This is a genomic window from Caballeronia sp. AZ7_KS35, assembly GCF_023631045.1.
Taxonomy (GTDB): domain Bacteria; phylum Pseudomonadota; class Gammaproteobacteria; order Burkholderiales; family Burkholderiaceae; genus Caballeronia; species Caballeronia zhejiangensis.
This window is the reverse complement of sequence record NZ_JALQDV010000042.1, coordinates 103,016-129,475: the sequence shown is the minus strand read 5'-3', so window position 1 is coordinate 129,475 and position 26,460 is coordinate 103,016. Positions and strand designations below refer to the sequence as shown.

Annotated in this window: 12 protein-coding genes; 2 read left to right on the top strand and 10 right to left on the bottom strand. The window is 63.7% G+C overall.

Going from position 1 to position 26,460, the window contains the following annotated elements:
- Positions 1-214: 214 nt before the first annotated feature.
- Positions 215-2,392 (top strand): malate synthase G, encoded by a 2,178-nt coding sequence (locus NCT05_RS26670; RefSeq protein ID WP_250503575.1) that lies wholly within the window; start codon positions 215-217, stop codon positions 2,390-2,392.
- Positions 2,393-2,434: 42 nt separating this feature from the next.
- On the opposite strand, the gene NCT05_RS26665 is transcribed toward NCT05_RS26670, so the two are convergent.
- From NCT05_RS26665 to NCT05_RS26620, 10 genes are all read right to left on the bottom strand, one after another.
- Complete coding sequence (locus tag NCT05_RS26665; protein ID WP_008347661.1) at positions 2,435-2,620, bottom strand: 4-oxalocrotonate tautomerase; 186 nt, start codon at positions 2,618-2,620, stop codon at positions 2,435-2,437.
- A gap of 27 nt (positions 2,621-2,647) precedes the next feature.
- Positions 2,648-3,424 carry a class II aldolase/adducin family protein gene (locus NCT05_RS26660; protein ID WP_250503574.1) on the bottom strand — a complete coding sequence of 259 codons (777 nt, stop codon included), beginning with the start codon at positions 3,422-3,424 and terminating at the stop codon, positions 2,648-2,650.
- Positions 3,402-4,313 (bottom strand): urea transporter, encoded by a 912-nt coding sequence (locus NCT05_RS26655; protein WP_250440861.1) that lies wholly within the window; start codon positions 4,311-4,313, stop codon positions 3,402-3,404. Before NCT05_RS26655 ends, NCT05_RS26660 begins: the two co-directional genes overlap by 23 nt.
- A 132-nt stretch (positions 4,314-4,445) precedes the next feature.
- A complete protein-coding gene (locus tag NCT05_RS26650; RefSeq protein ID WP_008347655.1) occupies positions 4,446-4,652 on the bottom strand; it encodes a hypothetical protein in 207 nt (68 codons plus the stop codon).
- 112 nt (positions 4,653-4,764) lie between these two features.
- Complete coding sequence (gene gbd, locus NCT05_RS26645; protein ID WP_250503573.1) at positions 4,765-5,904, bottom strand: 4-hydroxybutyrate dehydrogenase; 1,140 nt, start codon at positions 5,902-5,904, stop codon at positions 4,765-4,767.
- Positions 5,905-5,995: 91 nt separating this feature from the next.
- Positions 5,996-6,943, bottom strand: a complete 948-nt coding sequence (locus NCT05_RS26640) for a GNAT family N-acetyltransferase (protein ID WP_250503572.1) — start codon at positions 6,941-6,943, stop codon at positions 5,996-5,998.
- Between the two features lie 774 nt (positions 6,944-7,717).
- Positions 7,718-8,578 carry a formyl transferase gene (locus tag NCT05_RS26635; protein ID WP_008347648.1) on the bottom strand — a complete coding sequence of 287 codons (861 nt, stop codon included), beginning with the start codon at positions 8,576-8,578 and terminating at the stop codon, positions 7,718-7,720.
- A gap of 38 nt (positions 8,579-8,616) precedes the next feature.
- Positions 8,617-9,963 carry a lysine N(6)-hydroxylase/L-ornithine N(5)-oxygenase family protein gene (locus NCT05_RS26630; protein ID WP_250503571.1) on the bottom strand — a complete coding sequence of 449 codons (1,347 nt, stop codon included), beginning with the start codon at positions 9,961-9,963 and terminating at the stop codon, positions 8,617-8,619.
- A 13-nt stretch (positions 9,964-9,976) separates the two neighbouring features.
- Positions 9,977-14,938, bottom strand: a complete 4,962-nt coding sequence (locus NCT05_RS26625) for a non-ribosomal peptide synthetase (protein WP_250503570.1) — start codon at positions 14,936-14,938, stop codon at positions 9,977-9,979.
- A gap of 25 nt (positions 14,939-14,963) precedes the next feature.
- A complete protein-coding gene (locus NCT05_RS26620; RefSeq protein ID WP_250503569.1) occupies positions 14,964-24,506 on the bottom strand; it encodes a non-ribosomal peptide synthetase in 9,543 nt (3,180 codons plus the stop codon).
- Between the two features lie 209 nt (positions 24,507-24,715).
- Here NCT05_RS26620 and NCT05_RS26615 point away from each other — a divergent pair, with 209 nt between their 5' ends.
- The gene (locus NCT05_RS26615; RefSeq protein WP_250503568.1) at positions 24,716-26,458 is read left to right on the top strand and encodes a cyclic peptide export ABC transporter; all 1,743 of its coding nucleotides are present in this window, start codon (positions 24,716-24,718) and stop codon (positions 26,456-26,458) included.
- Positions 26,459-26,460 lie beyond the last annotated feature (2 nt).

Genomic DNA, 26,460 nt, shown 5'->3' with positions numbered 1-26,460 from the left:
TTTCGCGCGGTTTGTTTGCGCGAGGCCGGGCCGATGCACTGAGAACGCTATCCGTCGACGGCTACCCCGCCCTCACGGGACGCTAAACGGGCGGCCCGTCCAGGCACGCGCATTGCACCTCCCCCACGCTTCGCCCCTCCCCCAAGACGCGCTACCATAGGCACCAGCCCATTCCCCAAACCCCTGTGTAGCAGCCATCTCAGCCGGAGTGCCCATGAACGACATGATCAAACAACACGGCCTGCAGGTCGACGCGAATCTCGCGAAGTTCGTCGACGAAGAAGCCATCCCCGGCACGGGCGTCGATAGCGCGTCCTTCTGGAAGGGATTCGATGCCATCGTTCACGATCTCGCGCCGAAGAACCGCGCACTGCTCGCCGAACGCGACCGCCTCCAGACCGAGCTCGACAACTGGCATCGCAGCAACCCCGGCCCCGTGCGCGATCTACGCGCCTATCGCAAGTTTCTCGAAGAGATCGGCTATATCGTGCCCGCGCCCGCGCATGTGAAGGCCAGCACCGCCAATGTCGATCGCGAAATCGCCGAGCAGGCTGGCCCGCAACTCGTCGTGCCGCTCTCGAATCTGCGCTATGCGCTCAACGCGACCAACGCGCGTTGGGGCAGCCTCTACGATGCGCTCTACGGCACGGATGCCATCGACGAAAACGACGGCGCCGAGCGCGCGGCGCAGTTCAATCCGAAGCGCGGCGCGAAAGTGATCGCCTATGCGCGCGCGTTCCTCGACGACAACGCCCCGCTCGATCACGGCTCGCACGCCGACGCGACCAAATACAGCGTCGAGCAAGGCAAGCTCGTCGTCACGCTGAAGGACGGCGGCAAGACCGGCCTTGCGAACGCCGAGCAGTTCGCGGGCTTTCAGGGCGACGCGAAAGACCCGTCCGCGATTCTGCTCAAGCACAACGACCTGCACTTCGAGATTCAGATCGACGCGGACAACTTCATCGGCAAGACCGATGCGGCGCACGTGAAGGACGTGCTGATGGAAGCGGCCGTGAGCACGATCATCGATTGCGAAGATTCGGTCGCGGCCGTCGATGCCGCCGACAAGACGCAGCTCTATCGCAACTGGCTCGGCCTGATGCAAGGCAATCTCGCCGAGCAGGTCACGAAGAACGGCAAGACCTTCACGCGCGCGATGAACCCGGACCGCGAGTACGCCGCGCCGAACGGCGGAACCGTCAAGCTGCACGGACGTTCGCTGCTGTTCGTGCGCAACGTCGGCCATCTGATGACGAATCCCGCGGTGCTCGACCGAGATGGCAACGAGATTCCCGAAGGCATCCTCGATGCGGTGATGACCGTGCTCGGCTCGATGCACGATCTCAAGAACAAGATGAACTCGCGCACGGGGTCGATCTATATCGTGAAGCCGAAGATGCACGGCCCCGCCGAAGTGGCGTTCGCGGACGAGCTCTTCACGCGCGTCGAAGACCTGCTCGGCCTGCCGCGTCACACGATCAAGATGGGCATCATGGACGAGGAGCGACGCACGAGCGTGAACCTCAAGGCGTGTATCGCGGCGGCGGGCGCGCGCGTCGCATTCATCAATACGGGCTTCCTCGACCGCACCGGCGACGAAATGCATTCGTCGATGGAAGCCGGCCCGATGATGCGCAAGGGCGACATGAAGTCGTCGAAGTGGATTGCCGCGTACGAACGCAGCAATGTGCTCGTCGGCCTGAACACTGGCTTGCGCGGTCGCGCGCAGATCGGCAAGGGCATGTGGGCGATGCCCGATCTGATGCACGCGATGCTCGAACAGAAGATCGCGCATCCGAAGGCAGGCGCCAACACCGCATGGGTGCCCTCGCCCACCGCGGCCACGCTGCACGCGCTGCACTATCACATGGTCGACGTGCAACAGGTTCAGCAGGAACTCGAAAGCGTCGACTACGAAAGTCAGAAGAACGAGTTGCTCGATGGCTTGCTGACGATTCCCGTCGTCGACAAGCCGTCATGGTCGGAAGACGACATCAGGAACGAAATCGAAAACAACGCGCAGGGCATTCTGGGTTATGTGGTGCGCTGGGTCGATCAGGGCGTCGGTTGCTCGAAGGTGCCGGACATTCACGATGTCGGCCTGATGGAAGACCGCGCGACGCTGCGCATTTCGAGCCAGCATATCGCGAACTGGCTGCGTCACGGCATCGTCACGGAAGAGCAGGTTCGCGCGACGCTCGAACGCATGGCCGCCGTCGTCGACAAGCAGAATGAAGCCGATCCGTATTATCGCCCGATGTCGCCCGCGTTCGACAGTTCGTTCGCATTCAAGGCCGCGTGCGCGCTCGTCTTCGAAGGACGCACGCAACCGAGCGGCTATACGGAACCGCTGCTGCACAAGTTCCGTCTCGCCGCGAAGGAATCGATGTAACGGTCAAAGCGCGCGCACGAATCGGCGTGCGCGCGCTGTCTTTCACTGCTCCGACCAGAGTTTGCCCGCGGTCGCCCAGTTCTCGCGTTTCACGTCCGTCAGAATGATGTCCACCGAGCCCGGCTCGCAGCCGAGCGTTTCGCACGTCGTGCGCGTGATCGCTTCGACGAACTTGCGCTTCTCTTCCACCGTGCGGCCTTCGAACAGTTGAATGTTGAATGTCGGCATTGCGTTGATCTCCTTTTGAAAGCGGTATTAGTCGCGATACGACGCGTCGATGCGATCGAGCTTGCGCAATAGCGCCGGCCATTCGAGCGCGCCTTCGACGGCGTCATCGTCATGCAGTTGCGCCGCGGTGCGCGTGACGACTTCCGGCGTCGGCACGATCATCTTGCCCACGCCCGCAAGCGCGCGAAGCTGAATATCGCATGCCTTGACGAGCATATCCATCAGCACATAAGCCTCGGCGATCGTGCGCCCGAGCGTGAGCGGTCCATGATTGCGCAGCAACATCGCACGATGCGCGCCGAGACTTTTTACGAGCCGCTCGCCTTCCGCCGGCGAGAACGCGAGCCCTTCGTAATCGTGATACGCGAGATGTCTATGAAAGCGCATCGCGTGTTGCGATGCGGGCAGCAGGCCGTGCGGTTGCGTCGATACCGCGATCGCCTCGCGCACGTGAAGATGCATCACGCACACGGCGTCCTCCCGCGCGGCATGGACGGCGCCGTGCAGCGCGAAGCCCGTCGCGTTCACCGGATGCGCGCTCTCGCCGATTACGTTGCCGTCGATATCGATCTTCACGAGATTGCTCGCCGTGACTTCATCGAACGAAAGCCCGAACGGATTGATGAGAAAGCGCCCCGGCTCGCCCGGCACGCTCGCGGAAATGTGCGTGTAGACGACATCGTCCCAGCCGTTGAGCGCGACGAGCCGATACGCTGCCGCGAGATCGACGCGCGTGGCCTGTTCGGCTGCCGATCGCGGCCCGCTTTCCGCGATCCTGCGCTCAGGCGTGTGGGTGAACGACATGCGAGTCTCCTTGTTTGGATGATCCGGACAGACGCCGCTCGAGCAGAATCACCGCCCAGGACGCAAGCACGAACGGCGCGGTCAACGCAGCGATGCCGATGCAATCGATCACGCGCTCGATCAGCACCGCCGCGACGATCGCGACGAGCGCATAACGCGTGCCGAGCTTCGCGGCCGCGAGCGCCGCAAGCGCCGCATTGAAGCCGCACGCGCCCGAGAGCACGACGGCATCACTTGCACCGCCGAGTGCGTGCAACATGGCGCCGAGCGCACTGCCCGCGAGCGCCCAGCCCGCCTGCGCGGGCCGCGACGCGAACAATCCCGCCGCGATCAGCGCGCCGGCGAGCGCGCCGGTCGCGAAGGTGATCGGCGCGAGACCCGCGAACGCGGCCTGAAGCATTGGAATGAAACCGGCGGCGACTTGGGGAATCGCGCCCGTGTCGCCGCGCTCGCTCAAAAGCGGCAGCCAGCACCACGTCACGATGATGGCGGGGCTGGAGAAGATCGGCAACCGGTAGCGCGAGAGCACGCGCGAAAGCACGTTGGCGAGGAAAGTGGCGAACATCGCCGCGACGATCGCGACGGCCGCGGCGCGCGATGCATCGTCGAGAAACGTGAATGCGGCGAGCGCCGCAAGCGCGCCGTTGAAACCGTAGAGATCGTCGCGGAACGCGGGTGCGTCGTCGTTTTCGACGATCACGCTGATGACATTGCCCGTCAGCGTGCCGATCAGAAGCCCGCACGCGAGGCGCGGACTCGCGCTCAGCACCGCGAGGAACAGCAGCGCGCCGGTCGCGGCGTTGCGCTGAAGGACGATCTGTCCCATCGCGCGAGCGAAGCTGCGGAGTTGATCGCCGAAGGCGGCGTTCGATTGGAGAGCGGTGGACATGCTGGACGGCGACGGCATGGAAAGCCGCCAGCATAAAGCAGCCGGCGCGCGCCGTGCGGCGGCGGGCCGAATAACCTGTATGTGGCTTGACGCAGAAGGCGCGACGAGTGTCGCGCCGGGTAAAACCGAAACTTAGTTGAACGCCATCGGGACGAGCGGCGTCGAATCGCCTACACCCGGGTTCGCCAAAGACAGATCGGCGCTGATCTTCACGATCTCCGTGACGTTTTCGCGGAAATTCGGATGTTTTTCCCAGGTGATGTAGCTGGCGTCCATGACAGCGGAAAGTGTAAGCAAGGCGAAAGCGATTTTTTCGAGCACTTCGTAGCGGCGGCGCATGATTTGTTCCTCAAACTTTGCGACATTGTAACAGACTTAAGGGTTTTCCCCTATCTCACTGTTGCAATGCCGCAAATCACGCGCCGTTACTGTCGTTGCGCTCCGGCCCTTTTCACATCGACGTTTCGAGCATCGCCTCGTAATCCGCGCTCGACGCCTCGCGCGGATTCGTCTTATGACTGTGATCCTTGAGCGCGCCCGCGATGATGCGCGGAAACATCTCGCGCGTCACGCCGAGTTCAGCGAGGCCACGTGGCAGGCCGAGCGTCGCGGTCATCGAGCGCAGCGCACCGCCGACTTCATCGCCGGACTTCAGGCCCATTGCCTGCGCGATGCGGTCGAGCTTGCCTTCTTCGAGCATCGTCGGCGCGCTGCTGTTGAACGCGATCACCGCCGGCAAAAAGATTGCGTTGAGCGTGCCGTGATGCAGTTTCGGATTGATGCCGCCGAGCGAGTGGCTCAGGCTATGCACGCAACCGAGGCCCTTCTGGAACGCGAGCGCGCCCTGCATCGATGCGCTCATCATGTTCCAGCGCGCGGTGCGATCGGAGCCGTCCCGCGTCGCGCGCTCGATGTGCCGCCACGCGCGCCACAATCCGTCGAGCGCGATGCCATCGGCGGGTGCGTTGAACGCGGGCGCCATGAACGTTTCGAGGCAATGCGCGATGGCATCCATGCCGGTCGCGGCGGTAAGCATCGGCGGCAGGCCGAGCGTCAGTTCCGGATCGCAGATCGCGACCTTCGGCACGACGTGCGGCGAGATCACGCCGACCTTGCGGCCATCGTCGAGAATCAGGATCGCGCCGCGGCCCACTTCGCTGCCGGTGCCCGCGGTCGTCGGAATGGCGATGACGGGCGCTGTCTTCGCCGTGATGCGCGCGAGGCCGCCTTCGATGACCGCGAAGCCTTGTAGCGGACCGTCGTGCGTCGCGCACACGGCCACGCCCTTCGCGAGATCGATCGATGAACCGCCGCCCGCCGCGATCACGCCGTCGCATTGATTCTCCTTGTACATCGCGACGGCTTCGCGCACGGCGGCTTCGTTCGGATTGGGCGGCGTCGAATCGAACACGGGTACGGCCGACGATGAACCGAGCGCGTCGAGCACCTTGTCGAGCAGGCCGGCCGCGCGGATGCCGGCATCGGTCACGATCAGCGGACGATGAATGCCGATGCGTTCGCACTCGCCCGCAAGCAGGCGCACCGCGCCGAAATCGAATTGAATCTGCGTGATGTAGTTGATGAGGGGCATGGGTGTCTGAGGGAAAGTTAGGGTCGGAGGCAGCGCGGTGACGTCAGTATAAGAGCGCGCTGTTACCGGTACAACTTTCCCTCGACGCCGGTCAAAAGCGAAAATCGTCGAAGAACTTTTCGCGTTCCATCACGGTGAGCGCGGCGCGCTTGTGCGGAAAGTCGAATTCCTTCAGCGTATAAAAGCCCATGCGATGCATGTAAGCGATATGTCGCACATGATCGACGCGCGGTTCACCAACGAGGCGTTCCGTGCGCGGATCGTCGATGAACATGTAGTGCAGCACGCCGCTCCACCATGCCTTGAGCTTGCCTGCGCTCTGGAACTGCGCATCGCCGATCAGCAGATGCAGTCCGCGATCGAAGTCGCCTGCATCATAGAACGGGCCCAGGCGATCTTCTTTCGCCCAATAGAACTCGAAGTAGCCGAAGGGCTTGTCGTCGAAATAGCCGATCATCGGATGCATGTGCGGATCTTCGCGGCGTTCCGCGAGATAAGCGGCGTGTTCGGCGCGCGTGCCGCGCTGATCCCAGAAGTATGCGACGCGATCGAGATTCATCCATTCGCTGAAGACTTCGGAATCGGCGTCGGGGTCAGCTGTGCGCAGGCTGAAGGTCATGTCGATCTGCGGGAAGTGACGTTCGTAGATCGTGCCTTCGGCGTTCGTTGGTCTTTGCGGATGTGAGACGCCGTTGGTTTGTGTATAGCGCAGCAGCGTGTCGCTCGATGCGGGCGCCTTGAGCCATGGGCGCGCGATTTGCCAGAACGTTTTGCGTGATGTCGTCAGGAGAAGGTGATCTTCGTGCTGCTGTGCGATGTCGATCAGGTTCTCGTTTCGCGCTTGCGCGATGAAGGTTCTTGTGCGGTGGGCTTCGTTGGAAACGTGTGGAAGTGCGATCGTTGCCGTGCGGCGCTCAGGGTCGTTGCAGTAGATTTCGCATAGGGCCGTCAGTAACGCGTCGGTGTGACACGCTGTCAGCGTGCGGTCAGGCGATTGTTCGACAGTCGCCGCTACTTCGGGATCGAAACGTATGTTCATCGGTGAGTCTCCGGATTTGCTTCAAGTATTCGGCTTTCGCTTCTGGTTTCGCTTCTGGCTTCGCTTCTGGTTTCGCTTCTGGCTTCGCTTCTGCTTTCGTGGAATCCTGTAATCGCGTCGGTCTATTAGCACTGCCCCTGTGCGGGGCGGCACTCACTTTCTTTGCTGCTGCAAAGAAAGTAAGCAAAGAAAGCAGCTACTGATACGCCCGCGGTCACACGCAATTTGGGTAGTCCTCTTGTCCATCGTGGGCTGCCTAAAGAGTGCCCTCAAACCCCTAATCGGGCTTGGCTCGCGCACGGTCCGTCTCATCGCACCACACACCAAACTGGTTCAGCACCAAATAGCTCCAGCCCGCTTCGCGGCCGACCGGTCAATCGGGTCTGCGTGTGCTTCGCTACTAACGTCTCAATCTCACTGCAATCGCCGCCCTTTGTTGTCCCTTGCATACCCGGCGGCAGCGCGTAGCGCTGTGCCGAAGCTCTTTCGTGCTGAACCAGCGCCCTCGAAGTTATTGGGCGGCAGACCGTGCGCGAGCCAAGCCCGATTAGGTGTTTGAGGGCACTCTTTAGGCGAGTGCCGCCTAGGACGAGAGGACTACCCAAATTGCGTGTGACCGCGGGCTTGAAAAGCTGCTTTCTTTGCCTACTTTCTTTGCAGCAGCAAAGAAAGTAGGTGCCGCCCCGCACAGGGGCAACGCTAATAGACCGACGCGAATACGGGATCCGGCGACTACAGCAAAGAAAGTAGGTGCCGCCCCGCAAAGGGGCAACGCTAACAAACCGACACGTAATCGGGATCCGGCGCCAACACCCCGGCCATAGCAAGCAGCCCGCCGTCCAAAGCAGGAAACAGACTCCGCTGAAAATTATTCCAGCGCAGTTCGAGAATGGAATCTAAAGGATCGATGCTAGTGCCAAGCACATCAAAGATGACTTCACCAGAATCGATCCCGTTATCGACGTAATGAAACGAAGCGCCTGTCCGGTCGATCACCGGCGCCGGTTCAACGCGCATCGCGTTCCAATCGACTACGCGCTCGCCACGCGCCCCATGCAAGGCATCGAGCGTCGCATAAGCCCCTCGCCGTTCAAACGGCGAACCAAGCCGCGTAATCCCAGGATGAATATTCGCAATACGCCGGCAAAATTCCGCACCGGGCCGAACGAGTTCATCGAGAATCACGAGCAGCCCGTCGAGCACGACGAAGTCCGCATCGAGCGCACGCAGCTTCTCCAGCAAACGCTTCTCGAACGCGCTCTTCTGCGCCGCCCGCTCGCTCACCGCATCCAAAGCCAACCGCCGATAAGAAGAAGGAATCGCATGAAGAAGACTCGTCACCGGCACGCCCCGCACCGCGAGCTCCGGCGGATGAATCCACTGCCCTCCCGGCGCATAACGAAAACCATATCCAGCCAGTTTTTCGCGATCCCGCGGCGAGCCTTCGTCATCGTCGTAGATCACGCCTTCGAGCGAATAGAGATCGCCCAACGGCGATCCATTGAGTTGCTCGACGAGATACTCCAGCGGCGACTTCATATACCGCGTGCCGCCCTTGTATTCGATATGCTGTCCCGCGCGATCCGCCGCCGCGTTGCGCAAGGACATGATGTAGACCAGTTTTAGCTTCGTCATTGATTGCCGCTCGTTTCAAACATCGCCAGTAATAGTTTTCAAAGCGCCACGGCCATGCGGCTGCCGCTCGTCTCCGCCGCTTGCTTCACGGCGTGTTCCTGTCCGGCATCGGCAAGCGATGCCGCGATCTCATCCGAGCGCACAGCCAACACCGAAAGCAAGGTATCGGAAAGACCGTGGCTGTCTTCGCAGCAGCCTTGCAAATAGATGCGCGGCCTGAAGTTCGAAGGCGTGACAAGCCGATAATCGCGGCCCACATTGCGCTGCGCGAGCGCGTCGCCCAGATGCGGCGCAAGGCCGTCGAGCAGCGCGAGATGCGTGTCGCGCCGATAACCCGTCGCGAGCACGAGCGCATCGAAGCGCTCGGCGCGCGCGTGACCTGTCAGCACGTCGCGCATCGTCAACTCGATCTCGCCATTCGCGCGACGCGCCGCATTTTCGATGAGCGTATTCGCCAGCAAACGATGTCGCGCTTCATCGGAAACCTTCTGCAAATAGAGCATTTCGTAGATCTGCTCGATCAACGGACGATCGACGACCGCGTAATTCGTATCGCGGAAACGCTCGATCAGCGAGCGCCGCCCATCTTCCGATTGCGCAAAGACGATATCGGTGAACTCCGGACTGAAGATCTCGTTGACGAAGGGCGTATCGTCGGCCGGTTTGAGCGCGCTCGCGCGAATCACGAGCGTCGCATCGACATGCGGAAAACGCCGCGTGACATCGGCGAAAACTTCGGCCGCGCTCTGCCCCGCACCGATGATCGCGATGCGCTTCTTGCCGTTGCGACCATCGCCCGCGACGCGCTCGATCGAACTCAGATACGCCGACGAATGAATCACGTTATGCGGCCCGAGCGATGCGAACGGCTCAGGCACACGCGCCGCGCCGCCGACGCCGACCGACAATGCCTTCGTCACGCGACGCCACTCGCGCCCATCCGCTTCCTGCGATACGACGCGCAGCGCGCTCACATCGCCATTCGCTTCGAGCACGGGTTCGATCGCCGTCACGCTCTGCCCGTAATGCACGCGATCATCGAAGGCTTGCGCGACCCAGCTCAGATAGTCGTGAAACTCGACGCGCGTCGGATAGAAGTTCTTCAGGTTCACGAATTCGTTCAGACGCCCGCGCTCGAACAAATAGTTGATGAACGTGAAGCGGCTCGTCGGATCGCGCTGCGTGACGAGATCCTTCAGGAAGGAAATCTGCATACGGCAATCGTCGAGCAGCATGTCGCGATGCCAGCCGAATTCCGCTTGCCGTTCGATATAGCAATGCGTCATGTTCGACGCGCCGCGCTCTTCGGCAAGACGCACGGCAAGCGACAGATTCGACGGCCCAAAGCCCACGCCGATCAGATCGAATACGGTTTCTTTTTTCATTTCCCTGTGTCTCTCAGATGTCATTGATCGATGCAAGCGAGACGCGGCGTGCGAGCGTCGCGCCGAGGCCTGCGAAATGCGGCGTGGCGAAAACGTCATGAATAACGATGTCGAAGCCCGCTTTGCGCGCCGCATCGACGAAGCGCACGACCGCGAACGACGTCGCGCCCGCCGCGAAGAGATCGTCGTGCAGCGCGGGCGTCTGGCCGTCGAAGAGTTCGCTCCATAGGCTCGCGAGCGCTCGCGCTTCATCGGTCTCTTCATCCGATGCCATCGATGCCGCGAGTCCTTCAGCCTTTTCGAACGCGGCGTCGCATGAGTCGAATACATCATGCGGCGCGTGCGCAAACAGCTCTACAGTCGCGAGAAAACGAGTACCGAGCGTTTCGACGAACGCCCCATCCACGCGCTCGTTCGCATAAGAGAACGCGCAACTCACGCGGCCATCCGGATACTCCGTCACGTCCAGTTCGAGGTCGAACACGACGCGATGACGCACATCGTCGAAACCTTCGATCGCGAGGCCGGCCCAGTCGCGCGTCGCCATCGCAGCGGGGCGCAGATAGTTGAACATCACCTGGAATAGCGGATTGCCCGCGCCGGAACGCTGCGCGTTCAACGCGGACACGACATCGGCGAACGGCACGTCGGCGTGTGCGTAGGCGGCGAGCGCCGCATCGCGCACGGTCGCGAGCAAGGTCGCGGGCGTATCGTCATGCGTCATGCGGGTGCGCACGACGACTGCGTTGATGAAGAGTCCGAGTGCATCGCGCGCGCTGTCGCCCGTCGATTCGCGTGTCGATGCGAGCACGCCGACCGGCTGATCGCGCACGCCGGTCACGCGATGCAACGCCGCGTTGAGTGCGGCGTGCAGCAGCATCGGCAGCGTGGCATGGCATTCCACGGCGAGCGCGCGGGCGCGTTCGATGAGCGCATCATCGAGATCGAATCCGATGCGGCTCGCGAGCCATTGCGGATTCTCGATACGGCCCGCTGACGGCGCGGGCAATGCAATCGCCGTCAGATCCTTCAGCGCATCGCGCCAGTACGCGAGCCGCGCGCCCGTCGCCGATGAAGGCAACACCAGCGCATTCGATGCGCGCTTTGCAACCGATGCGCCCTTGCGCAAAGCGACATACGTTGCGCGGATATCGTCGAGCCAGATATCGATCGAAGTGCCATCGGAGACGATGTGATGCACGACGAGCGAGAGCACATGATCGTCATCGGCGAGACGCACGAGACGCGCGCGCCAGAGTTGCTTCGCACTGGCGAGATCGAACGGCGTGAGCGCGTCTTCATCGGTGATGCGCTTCGCTTTGTCGATGCTGCCGGCAACATCGATCACAGGCAACTCGAAGCGCCACATCGGCACGATGCGCTGACCCGGCAACGCGCCATCGCGTTCGACCAGTCGTGTGCGCAACGCCGGATGACGCGCGGCGGCTTGCGCAAGCGCTTCGCGCAACGCATCGGAATCGAGCGATCCGTGCAGCCGCAACGCGACCGGAATGTTGTATGCGGCGCTTTTCGGCTGCGCGCGCCATAAGAACCAGAGGCCGAGTTGCGCCGCGGAAAGCGGCCACACGCCGTGTTCGTCGGCCTCGAATACGCTCTGGCCTGCATCGGATGCGCCCTCGCACAGCCCCGCCTGCAACACGCGTTTTGCGTACTGCGACAACACCGGCGTTTCGAACAATGCGCGCACGGGCACATCGCGCCCGAGCATTTCGGCGATGCGCGTCACCACACGCACGGCCGCGAGCGAATGCCCGCCCAGTTCGAAGAAGTGATCGCCGCGGCCCACGCGTTCGACATCGAGCACGTCGCGCCAGATCTTCGCGAGCGCGGCTTCCGTGCCCGCAGCGGGCGCTTCGTGGATGCGCTCCTCCTTCGGCGGTTCGGGAAGCACCGCACGATCGACCTTGCTGTTTGCGTTGCGCGGCAACGCATCGAGCACGACAATATGCGCCGGCACCATGTAATCGGGCAGCGTGCGGCGCAGATGCGCATCGAGTTCGGCGGCATCGGCGGCGCGGCCCAGCGCGGCGCGTTCGCGTGCATCGGCTTTCAATTCGACATAGGCAACGAGCGCGGTGTGCGCGCCCTTGCCACGCACGACCGCGCACGCTTCGCGCACATCGTCGTGTGCGGCGAGTTGCGCTTCGATCTCGCCGAGTTCGATACGCAAGCCGCGCAGCTTCACCTGATGATCGACGCGGCCGATGAAATCGAACACGCCATCGGCGCGACGCCGCACGAGATCGCCGGTGCGATACAGACGCGCGCCCGGCTCGCCATACGGATCGGGCACGAAGCGCTCGGCAGTCAATGCAGGACGATCGAGATAGCCGCGCGCGACGCCCACGCCTTCGCCGCCGAGATACAGTTCGCCGATCACGCCGACGGGCAGCGGATTCAAGCGCTCATCAAGCACATGCGCGGTGCGCGCGCCGACAAGCGTGCCGATCGGAAGATAGGCGCAATCCGCGAGCTTCGCGGGATCGTCGCCGGGATTGAACATCCACAGCATCGGCGTGATGACGGTCTCCGTCGGACCATATCCGTTGACGATGCGCGCATTAGGAAACGCGCGGCGCATCAACGCGAAGGCTTCACGCGATGTCGCTTCGCCGCCCACCGTGATCGACTTCAACGTCGGCGGCGCGCCGTGCACGAGCGCCCATTCCGCAAGCTGCGTCGCGCAACCGGGCGGCACGTAGGTCATCGTCACGCCCTCTCTGCGCATGAGCTTGCAGGTCAGCGCGGGTGGCCATAGCGTATCGGTGGTGATCGCGACCCCCGCGCCGCTGATGTACTGCGAGAACCAGCCTTCGTGCGCGCCGTCGAAATTAACCGACTGGAACAGCATGAACGTGTCGCGCTCGGTCGCGCCATAACGTTGCGCGATGGCGACGCAATGGCGCGCGAACGATCCGTGATCGACGATCACGCCCTTGGGCTTGCCCGTCGAACCCGATGTGTAGATCGCATACGCCGCTTGCTCCGCGACGACATCGGGCAATGCGATGCGCGATGTTGCATCGTCGGCGTAGAGGGTTTCATCGTCGAGAAGCAGGACGCGTGCGCTCGCTGGAAGGGGCAACGCATCGATGCTCGCGCGCTCGGTGATGATGTGCTCGATGCGCGCATCGTCGAGAATCTGCGCGAGACGTTCGCGCGGATGACTCGGATCGAGCGGCACGAATGCGCCGCCCGACTTGAGCGCCGCGATCAGGCCGACGAGCAGATCGACCGAACGGCTCAACGCGACGCCCACGCGCATTTCAGCGCGCACGCCCGCATCGATGAGACGCTGCGCGATGCGCGTCGCGCGTGCGTCGACTTCGCTACGCGTGAAGGCGCGCTCCATATCCGCGACGCCGCGCGCATCCGGTCGCGCACGCGCATGGCGTGCGATACGTTCATGCACCGAGACGAATTCGGGCGCATGTTCAGGCGCATGGCGATTCCATGCGTCGAGCTGCATGCGTTCGTCTTGCGGCAACCATTGCAGATCGCCGACGAGCGTTGGCGGTGCGTCGAGTGCATTGCTCAACAACTCGACGAAGCGGCGCGCGAGGCGTTCAATGGCATCCGCTTCGAAGAGATCGAGCGCATAGACGAAAGCGGCCGCAAGCGATCCGTCCGCGCGTTCCTCGAAGTTCGCGGTCAGATCGAACTTCGCGAACGGCGCGCCGGAAGGCAATTCGGTCACGCGCACATCGGCGAACGAAGGCAACATGCGGCGCGCGCCATATGCCGCCATGACCTGAAACAACGGATGATGACTCGCACTGCGCACGACGCCGAGCGCTTCCACGACCTGCTCGAACGGCACATCCTGATGCGACTGCGCATCGACGAGCGCGGCTTGCGTTGTATCGACGAGCATCGAGAACGACTGCGTTGCATCGACGCGCGAAGCGAGCGTCAGCGTGTTGACGAAGAAGCCGACCAGTCCTGCCGTTTCAGCACGCTCGCGGTTCGCCGCGGGCACGCCGATTTGTATATGCGCCTCGCCCGATGCGCGCGCGAAGAGCGCGCTCAACGCGGCGAGCAAAACGGCGAAAGGCGTCGCGCGATATTCGCTTGCGATGACGCGCAATCGCGCCGCAAGCGCTGCATCGAGCGTGAAAAGATGGCGCGCACCGCGCGCGCTGCGCTCGCCGGGACGCGCTGCCGCGCCGGGCAGCATCAATACGTCGCGCGATGGATCGAGCCGTGCGCGCCAGAAGTCCAGTTGACGTTCGCGCTCGCCCGCATCGAGCCAGCGACGCTGCCAAAGCGCGAAATCCGCGTATTGAATGGGCAACGGCGCAACTGACACCGCTTCGCCGCACGCATACGCGCGATAGAACGAAGCAAGCTCGGCAAGCGCGATATCGGCGGACCACCCGTCCGACACGATGTGATGCGTCGTCAGAGAAAGCCAGTGCGTGTTCGCATCGAGTCTGATCAGATGCGCGCGCACGAGCGGGGCGTGAGCGAGATCGAAGGGACGCGATTCATCGGTGAGCGCGAGCGCCGTGGCGCGTGCCTCACGCTCGGCGACCGGAAGATGCTCGAGGTTCACCGAATGCCACGGACAGCGCATGGGCGCGTGCACGGTTTGCAGCACGCCGTCCGCGCCCTCGCTGAACGTAGTACGCAGCGCTTCGTGACGCGCGATCAACGCATCGCATGAAAGGCGCAGCGCATTCGCATCGAGTGCGCCATCGAGCTGAAGGCGCTCGGTGATGTGATACGCCGCGGGCTCGTCGATCATGCGCGCATGCAGCCACAGACGCGTCTGCGCGAACGATGCCGGCACGCTCGCTTCGCACGCATCGCCTCGCGTGCGCGGCGGAATCGGCAGCGTGCGAAAGTCGATGCCTGCATCAGCGAGTCGCGCGACGAACACCTTGCGCTGCGCATCGGGCAACTGCGCGAAGCGCGTCGCGAGCGAAAGCAGATCGGGTTTGGCCTGCGTCATGCGTGTCCTCTTTGACTTGCGGTTTTCATTGCGTCTCCAGTTCATCGAGCAAGGCATCGATGACGCTCGCGGCTTCATGCGCGCCGCCCTTTTCATCGCGTGAAGCCAGCGCGGCGTCGATCGCGGCGGCGCAGCGCGCAAGCGTGCGTTCATCGAACAGCGTGCGCAGCGGCAACGTGAGCGACCAGTGCAGATTGGCCTGAGCGTTCGCTTGCGTCGCGAGCAGCGAGTGGCCGCCGAGCGTGAAGAAATCGTCGTCGCGGCCGATGGCCTCCACTCGCAGCACGCGCTGCCAGATTGCGGCGAGTTCGCGTTCCGTCTGCGTTCGCGCCGCCGTCACGATGCGTTGCGTTCGCGCCGGGGCCGGCAGCGCGTTGCGGTCGCATTTGCCATTCGGCGTGACCGGCAACGCGTCGAGTGCCATCACACGCGCGGGCACCATGTACGCAGGTAGTTGCGAACGCAACGAATTCAGCACGGCGCTTTCATCGAAGGTCTCCGATGCCGCGCATGAGACGTAGCCGATCAACTGCTCGTCGCGCACGATCACGACCGCATCGCGCACATCCGGCTCGGCGCGCAGCAGCGCTTCGATCTCGCCCGGCTCGATTCGTTGTCCGCGCAGCTTCACTTGCGTGTCGATGCGGCCGAGATAGTCGAGCGCGCCATCGTCGCGGCGGCGCGCAAGATCGCCCGTGCGATACAGTCGCGCGCCCGCGACGAACGGGTCGGGCACGAAGCGCTCCGCTGTCAGCGACGGCCGTCCGAGATAGCCGCGCGCGAGTCCCGCACCGCCGAGATAGAGTTCGCCGATGCCGCCCGCGGCCACCGGATGAAGCGCTGCATCGAGCACATGCAGTTGCAGGTTCGCGATCGGATGACCGATAGGTACGGAAGCGGATTCGATATCGTCCGCGCTGCACGTCCAGTGCGATACGTCGATGGCGGCTTCGGTCGGACCATAGAGGTTGTGGAGCCGCGCGTTCGGCAAGAGCCTCGCGACGCGCGCGACGAGCTCGGGCGCAAGCGCTTCACCGCTCGCGACGATTCGCTCGATGCTCGCGCAGCGCTTCGCATCGCCGAACTCGTCGATATGCGCGACGAACGCCGCGAGCATCGACGGCACGAAATGCAGCGTGCTCACGCGATGCGCCTCAATGGCTGCGACGAGCCGCGCCGGATCGCGATGATCGCCGGGCGCGGCGATAGCGAGCTTCGCGCCCGTCGCGAGCGGCCATACGAACTCCCATACGGAAACGTCGAAACCGAACGGCGTCTTGTGAAGCACGACGTCGTCGCGCGTCAGGCGATAGGCGTCCTGCATCCACGCAATACGGTTCGCCAGCGCGCCATGCGTGTTGCCCGCGCCTTTGGGCTTGCCGGTCGAGCCGGACGTGTAGATGAGATACGCGAGATGCGCATCGGTGACGTCGATGGACGCAGTGAGCGTCGCGTCGCCTTGCATGAGCGCATCGACATCGAACACGCGCGCCGTCGAAGCAACCGACTCCACGCGCGCACGCAAGTGCGTTTGCGTCAACACGACAGCGGGTTTTGCATCGTCGAGCAGATAGGCGATGCGATCCGCCGGGTAATCCGGATCGATCGGCAGATACGCCGCGCCCGCCTTCAACACGCCGAACAGTGCAACGACCATGTCGAACGAACGCTCGACGCACAGCGCGACCGCCGTGTCGTGCGCGACGCCCGCTGCAAGCAACGCAGCGGCAACGCGATTCGCGCGCTCGTTCAACTGCGCATACGTGATGCGATTCACAATGCCGTCGACCGCGATCATCTCAAGCGCGATGGCATCGGGCGCGGCGTTCGCCATGCGTTCGAATTGCCGATGCAGTGGCAGGCTTTCGATATCGCTCCATGCGCGCGCTGTCGCATTGAAACGCGCGACGTCATCCGCGAGCGCGATCGTGCCGAGCGGCACATCGGGGTTCGTCGCAAATGCGTCGAGACATGTGGATAGCGCGCGATGCAGTGCCGCCACACGCGATTCATCCAGACGCGCCGCGTCGTATCCATAGTCGATGACGATAGCTTCGCCCGCCTCCACGACGAGCGTCAACGCGAAGTCGGTCGCTTCGATGTTGCGCAACGCGCGCATTTTTAGCGCGCGTTCGTCGCGGCCGGCCCATGCTTCATCGACGGGATAGTTCTCGAATACGACGAGCGTGTCGAACAACGCACCGCCGCCTTGACCTGCCCAGCGTTGAATATCCGCGAGCGGCGTGTGAGCGTGTTCGTGGGCTGCGGCGTTATCCGCTTGCAATTCGCGCAGCCATGCGGACGCGGCGCGTTGCGGCAGCGGCTCGGCGATCACCGGCAACGTGTTGATGAAGAGTCCCAGTACGCCGTCGATATCGGCGAGCGAGTCCGGGCGGCCTGCGACCGTCGCGCCGTACGCCACGCTCGCCTGATGCGTCATGCGCTGCAACACTAGCGCCCACGCGCCTTGCACGAGCGTGTTGAGCGTCACGCGCAGACGGCGCGCGGCGTCGGTGAGACGCGCGGTCATCGCAGGGTCGAGCGACGCGCGCCACGAGCGATGATCGTCGAGTGTCGGCGCCTTGCTCGCTTCGCGCTGCGCGATGCGCGTCGGTTCGCCGAGGCGTGCGAGACGGTCGGTCCAGAACGCTTGGTCGGCTTGCGCATCGCGTGTCGCGAGCCATTCGATGAAGTCGCGATAACGCGTCTTCGCGTGCGCGACGAACGGCTGCGCGCGCGGCGGCTCGATGTAGTCGCGCAGGACATCCGCGAACATGCGGGCCGTGCTCCAGCCATCGAGCAGCAGATGATGACGCGTCCACACGATGCGCCATTCATCGTCGGTGACGCGAATCAGCGTGACGCGCATCAGGGGCGGCGCGGCAAGATCGAAGCCGCGCGCGCGATCGTCGGCGAGCCACGTTTCGAAGGCGGCCGATGCATCGCTACGTTCGCGCCAGTCGATCACATCGAAAGGCAAGCGCGCCTGGCGATGCACGATCTGCATCGGTGCGGCTTCATCGGCGGTAAAGCCTGTGCGCAGGATGTCGTGACGCGGCACGGAAGCCTCGAAGGCCGCGCGCAGGCGGTCTACATCGGGCGCGATCAACGTTGCGGCAAACTGATTCACATACGTCGACTGCTCAGGCGCGAACAGCGAGTGGAACAGGATGCCCTGCTGCATCGGCGAGAGGGGATAGATATCGGCGATGCTGCGCAGATCCACAGGCAGGCGTTCGAGCGCCGCTTGCGTCAAACCGCCGTCGCGGGCGAGCGGGAAATCGCCCGGCGTCGCGCCTGCGCCTTTCATCGCGATGCGCCCGGCGCATGCAGCGACGATATCGGCGAGCGTGCCCTCGAATCGCTGCGCAAGCGCCTCGATCGTCGCGCGTTCGAATTGCGTCGCGCCGTAGACCCAATGCAGCCTGAGCGTGCGCTCCGCTCCATCGGCGACATAAGCGTGAATCGCGAGCGCGTTGCCGAGCGGACCGGAAGGATCGCGCTCGCAACCCGCGCCGCCGAAGCGCGGCGTGAACGCTGCGTCGCGCGAATCGAGCGAATCGAACTGACCGAGGTAGTTGAAGGTCACGCGCGGCCGCGGCAATGCTTCGAGCGAAGCGCGCGTCGCATCGTCGCCGAAATGGCGCAGCACGCCGAAGCCGAGACCTTTGTTCGGCACTGCGCGCAGCGTGTCTTTCGCGGCTGCGAGCGTTTCGATCGGCGATGCCAGCACCGGAATCGAAACCGGATAGTGACTCGTCAGCCATCCGAGCGTGCGGCTTGCGTCGATATCGTCGAAGAGCGGTTCGCGGCCATGTCCTTCCAGCTCCATGCGGCACGTCGCGCCGGTCGCATGAGCAAGCGCCGCGATCAGCAGTTCGATCGTCTGCGTGCGATAGGCGAGGTTGGCATCGGCGAGCACGGCACGCGTGAGATCGACTTCGAGCGTCTGTTCGATGACCGCGGCGTCTGCGTTCGTTGCCTTCGCTTGCGGATGATCGAGACGCAGGTCATCGCCCGCAGCGAGTGTGGTGATCCAGTATTTCGCCTCGTCTGCGAAGGGAGAGTGTGTGTCACGCGCCGCTGCCGCAAGGCGCGCGGCCCATTGCGACGCCGTCGCGCCGGTACGCGCAAGACTCGCGGTGCCGCGCGACTGCGCCGCTTGATATGCGCTCGACAGATCGTCGAGCAGGATGCGCCACGACACGCCATCGACGATCAGATGATGAATTGCCAGATAGAGCTTCGTGCGTCCGTCCGCAAGCGATGCAACGAGCGCGCATGCGAGCGGCCCGTGCGAAATGTCGAGCGTGCGCTGAATCGCATCGAACTGCGCAAGCGCATCCGTTTCATCGTTCGCGGCGACGGCTGCGAGCGGCAGCGTATCGAATGCCTTCGATGCCCGCACGATGCGCCATGCGTTAGTCGTGCCATCGCGCTCGAAGCGTTGCCTGAAGATAGCGTGATGCGTAAGCAGCGCATCCAACGCGCGCGCAAAGGCGTCGAGATCGAACGATGCATTCGCGTCGAATTCCACCGATTGATTCCAATGCCCGCGCTGCGGAATGTCGAGTGCGAAGAAGCGCAATTGCGCGGGCGTCAACGCTGCGCTTCCATCCGCCTGTTTCGTCGCGACGACAGGCGCTTTCGCTTCGTTCGTGTCGACAGGCTTCGCGACTAGCGCGAGTTGCGCGACTGTCGCGTTATCGAAAACCTGTTTCGGCGTGACGCGAAGGCCTCGCTTGCGCAGACGCGCGATTACTTGCAGCACGAGAATCGAATCGCCGCCAAGCTCGAAGAAGTTGTCATCGCGCCCGACGTGCTTCGCCTTCAACACGTCCTGCCATACCGAGGCGATGGCTTCCTCGGTGTCGCCGCGCGGCGTATCGCTCGTTACGACGGATTCGACCGGCTTCGATGCGATGCTGCGCAATGCTGCACGATCGATCTTGCCGTTGGCGGTCATCGGCAACGCGCGGAGCATGACGATCGTCGCGGGCACCATGTAGTCGGGCAGGCGCGCGCCGAGCGCATCGCGCAACGTCGAATCGTCTTGCGCGGAACCGGTCACGAACGAGACAAGCTGAAGACGCCCATCGCGATCGACGGGCAATGTTTCGGCCTGAGCCACGCCTTCGATCGCGCGCAATGCCGCGCTCACTTCGCCCGGCTCGACACGATAGCCGCGAATTTTCACCTGATCGTCAAGACGGCCGAGGAAGGCGATACGTCCATCCGCGAGCAGACGAACGCGATCGCCGGTCCGATAAAGGCGTTCGCCGCGCACGAACGGATGCGGCATGAAGCGCTCCGCTGTCGCCGCGGCGCGTCCGAGATAACCGAGCGCAACGCCCGGCCCGCCGATATGCAACTCGCCGATGCCGCCCGGCGGCACGCACGCGCCGGATGTATCGAGAACATAAGCCTCGGCATTGGGCATTGGGCGTCCGAGCGGCACGCTCTGCGCATTGCGTTCATCGTCGGCGAATGCAGACGCTTCGCACGCAATGGCGCCGACAGTCGCTTCCGTCGGACCATAGTGATTGATGACGCGGCACGAAGGCTTCAACGCCTTCACGCGATCGACCAGCGCCCACGGCAACGACTCGCCGCCCGTCACGAGCGCATGCGACGGCAACACATCGGCAGGATGCTGCGCTTCGAGCAGCGCGTGCAGATGACTCGGCACGATCTTCAGCACGCCCACTTCGCGCACGCGCATTTCTGCGGCAAAGCGATCCGGATCGAACGCGCATCGAGCAGGCAACAGATGCAGCGTGCGTCCCGAACACAATGCGCCGAAGAGCGTCGTATGACCGAGATCGGCGGCGACCGTCGAGACCATCGCCATCGATGCGCCAGGCGCGAACGCGAGTTCATCGAGCATGCCTTGCACGTAGTCGGCGAGCGCGCGATGCGGCACCGCTACGCCCTTCGGCGCGCCCGTCGAGCCCGACGTGAAGATGACATAAGCGGTCTGCGCAGGCGCAAGCTGCACGCGCGGCACGGCGGCATTCGCGAGCGATGCATCGTGCGCGAGCGTATCGACATCGAGCAGTTGAGCATTGCCGAGCGCGCGCGGCGCGTTGTCGTCGTTCATCGCGACGAGCGCGAAACGCGCGCCGCATGCGTCGATCGCGGCATCGATGCGCGCGTGCGGCATCGACGGATCGAGCGGCACCGCATAGGCACCCGACTTCATCGCGCCGATCAACGCAACGACGAAGCGCACCGAACGTTCGATGCACACCGCGACCGCCTGCTCCGCCTTCGCGCCTTTATGACGCAACGCGAGCGCGATGCGGTTCGATGCGTCGTCGAGTTCGGCGTAACTGATCTGCGTATGCGCGTCCGCAAGCGCGATGCGATGAGGCGTCGCGCTCGCGTGATGCGCGATCAACGCGAGGATATCGTCGGCTTCGAAGTTCAGTGCGCGGCCTCGTTGCACGTCGCGCTGGGGCATGCAATCGAGCGATGCGATCGGGCGCGACGGATCGCGCACCGCATCCGCGACGAGCGTCGCGAAGCTCGCAAGCCATGCGCGCGCGGTGGCTTCATCGATGCAATCGCACGCGTAAGCCGCGACGAGTTCGATGCCGCGAACATCGTCGGTGAAGTCGAGCGCGAAATCGAAACGCGCCGCGAGATCGGGGCCGGGCGTTGCAATCGCCGATGCGTTCGGCAACGTCGATGTCAACGCTGCATCGAACTGCTGCGCGAGCTTCACGCGCAGCCACTCGTCGCCACGCGCGACGGGCGGCTTCACTGCATCGAGCACGCGATCGAACGGCACGTCCTGATGCGCGAACGCATCGAGCGCATGAATGCGCGTCGCTTCCATCAGATCGGAAAACGTTTGAGCCGCATCGACGCGCGCACGCAACGCCAGCGTGTTCAGGCACAGGCCGATGAGCGCCGCCGTCTCGGGCCGCTGCCGATGCGCGACCGGCGTCGCAACAACGAAATCGTTTGCGCCCGTAAGCCGATGAAGCCACGCGTCGAACGCGCTCAGCAACACGACGAACGGCGACGCGTGCTTCGTGCGTGCAAGCTGACGCAATGCGTTCGACGTATCGGCGGACAAGCGCAACGTTACGCGTTGCCCGCGATGATCGCGTTCGGCTGGACGCGCGCGATCCAAAGGAAGCGCGAGCGGTTCAGGCGCGGCATCGAGCGCCTTGCGCCAGAAGCGAAGCTGACGCGCGCCCTCTTCACCCGCGACGAGTTCGCGCTGCCACTGCGCGTAATCCGCGTATTGAATCGGCAACGCGGCAAGCGAAGGCGTTTGGCCTTGCGCGTACGCGCTATAAACATGCGCGAGTTCATCGAAGACGATGCGCGAGCTATAGCCATCCGTGATCGCGTGGTGCGCCGCCAGCATCAGCCGGTGCGATTCATCGCCGGACGATACGAGCGTCGCGCGCAACAGCGGACCATTCGACAAGTCGAACGCTTCGCTCGCGTGACGTTCTTCATCAGCATTCGAACTGTGATTCACACGCTGAATCGTCACCGGTAAGGACTTGTGAATGCGCTGCATGACGACGCCGTCTTCGTTCTCGACGAGCGTCGTGCGCCATGCCTCGTGGCGTTCGATCAAATGATCCAGCGCGCGTTGCAATGCGTTTACATCGAGCCTGCCGCTGATGTCCCAACGACCCGCGACGTGATACGCCGCGCCCGCGTCGCGCGTTTGCGCGAGCACCCAGAAGCGCTGCTGCGCGAACGATGCCGCGCGATCGACATAAGGCGCATCCGACGAAACCACGCTTCTCACGATGACCGGGTCGCTCGCCTCCTTCTCGCTCGCATCGATCGATGCGGCCAGTGCTTGCAGCGGCGGATCGTCGAAGATCGTATCGAGCCGCAGATTCACGCGCCAGTCGATGCGGATCGCCGCCTGCAACTGCATCGCCGCGAGCGAATCGCCGCCGCGTTCGAAGAAGCGATCAGCACGTCCGATGGGCGCGGCATGGTCGAGAATGCGCTGCCAAGTTTGCGCGAGACGGCGTTCGGTATCGGTCGCCGGCTCGATGTAATCCGCGTCGCGCGACATCGACGTTGCGCGATCCGCCTGCTTCTTCAACGCATCGCGATCGAGCTTGCCGTTCAACGTATAGGGCAGGCGCGCGAGCCTCACATACCGATGCGGCTGCCAGGCTGCGGGCAAATGTTCCGCGAGATATGCCTTCAACGCGGCATCGCTTACAGCTTCATGTGCGGGCGTGAAACAGGCGGTTAGTTGCACGCGTCCGTTCGTCGAATCGGCGAGCACGGCTGCGTCGCGAATGGATGGATGCGCGCGCAAACACGCGGCGATTTCCGCAGGCTCGACGCGCACGCCGCGAATCTGCACTTGGTCATCGATGCGGCCGAGATAGTCGTAGGCGCCATCGGCACGTTCGCGCGCGAGGTCGCCCGTGCGATAGATGCGCGCGCCCGGCTCGCCCGAAGCATCGGGCACGAAACGCTCCGCCGTGAGCGCAGCGCGACCGTGATAGCCGCGCGCGATGCACGCGCCGCCGAGCAGCAACTCGCCATCGTCGATGCGCGCGACACGCGGACCGATCACGCGTCCGATGGGCAGCGACGCATACGCATCGGCATCGTCGAGATCGGGCGTGACGTGCGGCTCGACGGGCCAGAGCATCGGCGAGATGACGGCTTCCGTCGGACCATATCCGTTGATGAGGCGCTGCGCCGCGAATACACGACGCACGCGCGCGAACGCTTCACGCGACAGCGCCTCGCCGCCGAACGCGAGCACGCGCAACGAGGCCGGCACGCCTTTGCGCTCGGCAACGGAAGCGAATTCGCGCAGATAAGCAGGCGGAAACGCGGCCACATTCACGCGTTCACGTTCGATCAACGTATGCGCTGCTTCGGGCGCGAACGGCGGCGGCGCCGTGATGACGACGCGCGCCCCCACGGCCAGCGGCGCGAGCCAGCATTCGTGCGCCGCATCGAAGTTCACCGATGCGAAGTGCAGCAAGCTGTCGCCCTCGCCGATGCCGAGCGCCGCCACAAGTGCATCGCAATGCGCGGCGAGCGGGCCATGTTCGACGACGACGGCCTTCGGCGTGCCCGTCGATCCCGACGTGTAGATCATGTACGCGGCTGCGCGCGGATGCGCGGGCGCAGCGTCGTTGAGCGTGGGCGCATCGGCGATGTCTTGCTCTACGTCGAAGCATCGCGTGAAGCGCGCGCGCATCGCATCGTCGGCGTGTCGATCGACGATGCCGTGCGCGAGGCGCGCATCGTCCGCGATCCAGTCGAGACGCGCGGCAGGATGATGCGGATCGAGCGGCACGAATACGCCGCCCGCCTTCAACACGGCAAGCAGCGCGACGAACAATTCACAAGAACGCTCGACGCATACGCCGACGCGCACTTCAGCGCCGACGCCCGCAGCGCGCAGGCGCGCCGCGAGCCGCGACGCGCGGGCATCCAGTTCGCCGCGTGTGAGACGTGCGTCGTCATGTGCATTGAATGCGAGGGCGGGCGCATCCGGTTGAAGGCGCGCGAGTGCCTTGATACGAAGATGCAGCGCGGTCGGAAAACTCGTCATCGGCATGAATTCCTTCGGGTTCCGGCCGCATCGGGAAAAGCTGCGGCACGAACGTGGGCCGCTGAAAATGCGGCTTCATTCGGGATGACGATTCGCGCGAAAAAATTTTTACCGCTTTTCATGCGCTAAAGATTCGTCGTGCTGAAACGTCTCTATGTAGAGGTGCGTTCAGCGCCGCTTTCCGACTTCAGTTCAGTGATGCCCTGCCAATGACTGCTATCCACGAGCCTTTAGATTCTTCCGCCACGCAGAAGCCCGCTGCGCGCCTCATCCTCGCGTTGCTCAAGCGCTCGCGCGGCGCATTCGCGGTGGCGCTCGTCGCCTGCGTGATGAACGGCATCGCGAGCGTGATGCTCGTCGCGACGCTCAATCGCGCGCTATCGACGCCTTCATCCGCCGATGGCGCGCTCGCCTGGCGCTTTGCGTTGTGCGCGGTCATCGCGCTCTTCACGCGCGTCGTATCGGGCGTGCTGTTCGCGCGGCTCTCGCAGGACACGATGGCGCAACTGCGCGAGCATGTCGCGCGGCGCGTGGCGGCGGCGGAGTTGCGCGATGTCGAGCGCATCGGCGCGGCGCCCGTTCAGTCCGTATTGACCGACGACGCCACCAATGTCTCCATGCTCTTCTTCGCGTTGCCGAACATCGTGATGCACGGATCGATCGTGTTCGGCTGCCTCGGCTATCTCGCGTGGCTGTCGTGGCCGGTTTGCCTGCTCGCGCTCGCGGCGATCATCACGGGATCGCTCGGCTATCACCTCGGCGACAAGCGCGCGATCGCTTCGCTCGAAGCGGCCGGGCAATCGCAGGACAAGCTGTTCGGCTATCTCGGCGCGCTCTTTGCGGGCGCGAAGGAATTGAAGCTGCATCGCGCGCGCTTGCAGCAGTTCGTCGATGGACAACTCGGCGCGGCAATCGGCGAAGTGCGCGATCATCGGCGGCGCGCGTTCAGCGCCTATGCGATCGGCGTGGGCTGGATCATCTTTCTGTTCTACGGCTTTCTCGGTGCTGCGGCGTTCTGGCCATCGCTCGGCGTGCGCGCGGATGCGGGCGCGACAGCAGGCTACGTTGTCGTGTTTCTGTTCATGCTGGTGCCGCTCGATGGTCTGCTCAACAACATTCCCACGCTGAACGCGGCGCGCGTTTCGCTGGCGCGCATCGAGAACGTGATGGCGGAGTTCGGCAGTCTGCGCCTATCTTCTGTTTCTGTTTCCTCCGCCGATGATGCGGGCTTTCACACGCTCACCATGCGCGGCGTCGCGCACTCGTATTTCCATGAACGCGACGAGCGCATGTTCCGCATCGGTCCCGTCGATCTGACGTTCAGGCCGGGTGAACTCGTGTTCATCGTCGGCGGAAACGGCAGCGGCAAGACCACGCTTGCGAAAGTGCTTACAGGGCTTTATGAGCCTGAATCGGGCGTGATCGAAGTCGATGGCGTCGCGGTCGATGCAACGAATCGCGCTGCATATCGCGAGCGTTTCACTGCCGTGTTCAACGACTTCCATCTGTTCGATGCGCTGCTCGGCATCGTCGATCCGAACGATGCGTCGCGCGCGGCCGCGGATGCCCGCGCGAATGCGCTCGTCGCGAAGCTGTCGCTGGATCACAAGGTGAAGGTCGTCGATGGCGCGTTCTCGACGCGCTCGCTTTCCACAGGTCAGCGCAAACGGCTTGCGCTGGTGGTCGCGTATCTCGAAGACCGTCCGCTCTATCTCTTCGATGAATGGGCCGCCGATCAGGACCCGGCATTCAAAGCGGTGTTCTACGAGCAGTTGTTGCCGGAGTTGCGTGCGCGTGGCAAGACTGTCATCGTCGTGACGCATGACGACCGCTATTTCTCCATCGCGGATCGCGTGCTGAAGCTGGAGAACGGAATGGTCGTGAACGAGACGCGCGGCGGCGGCGTGAGAGCGGCAACGCTCGACGTTCAGGCGAATGGCACATCGGGTTGAAC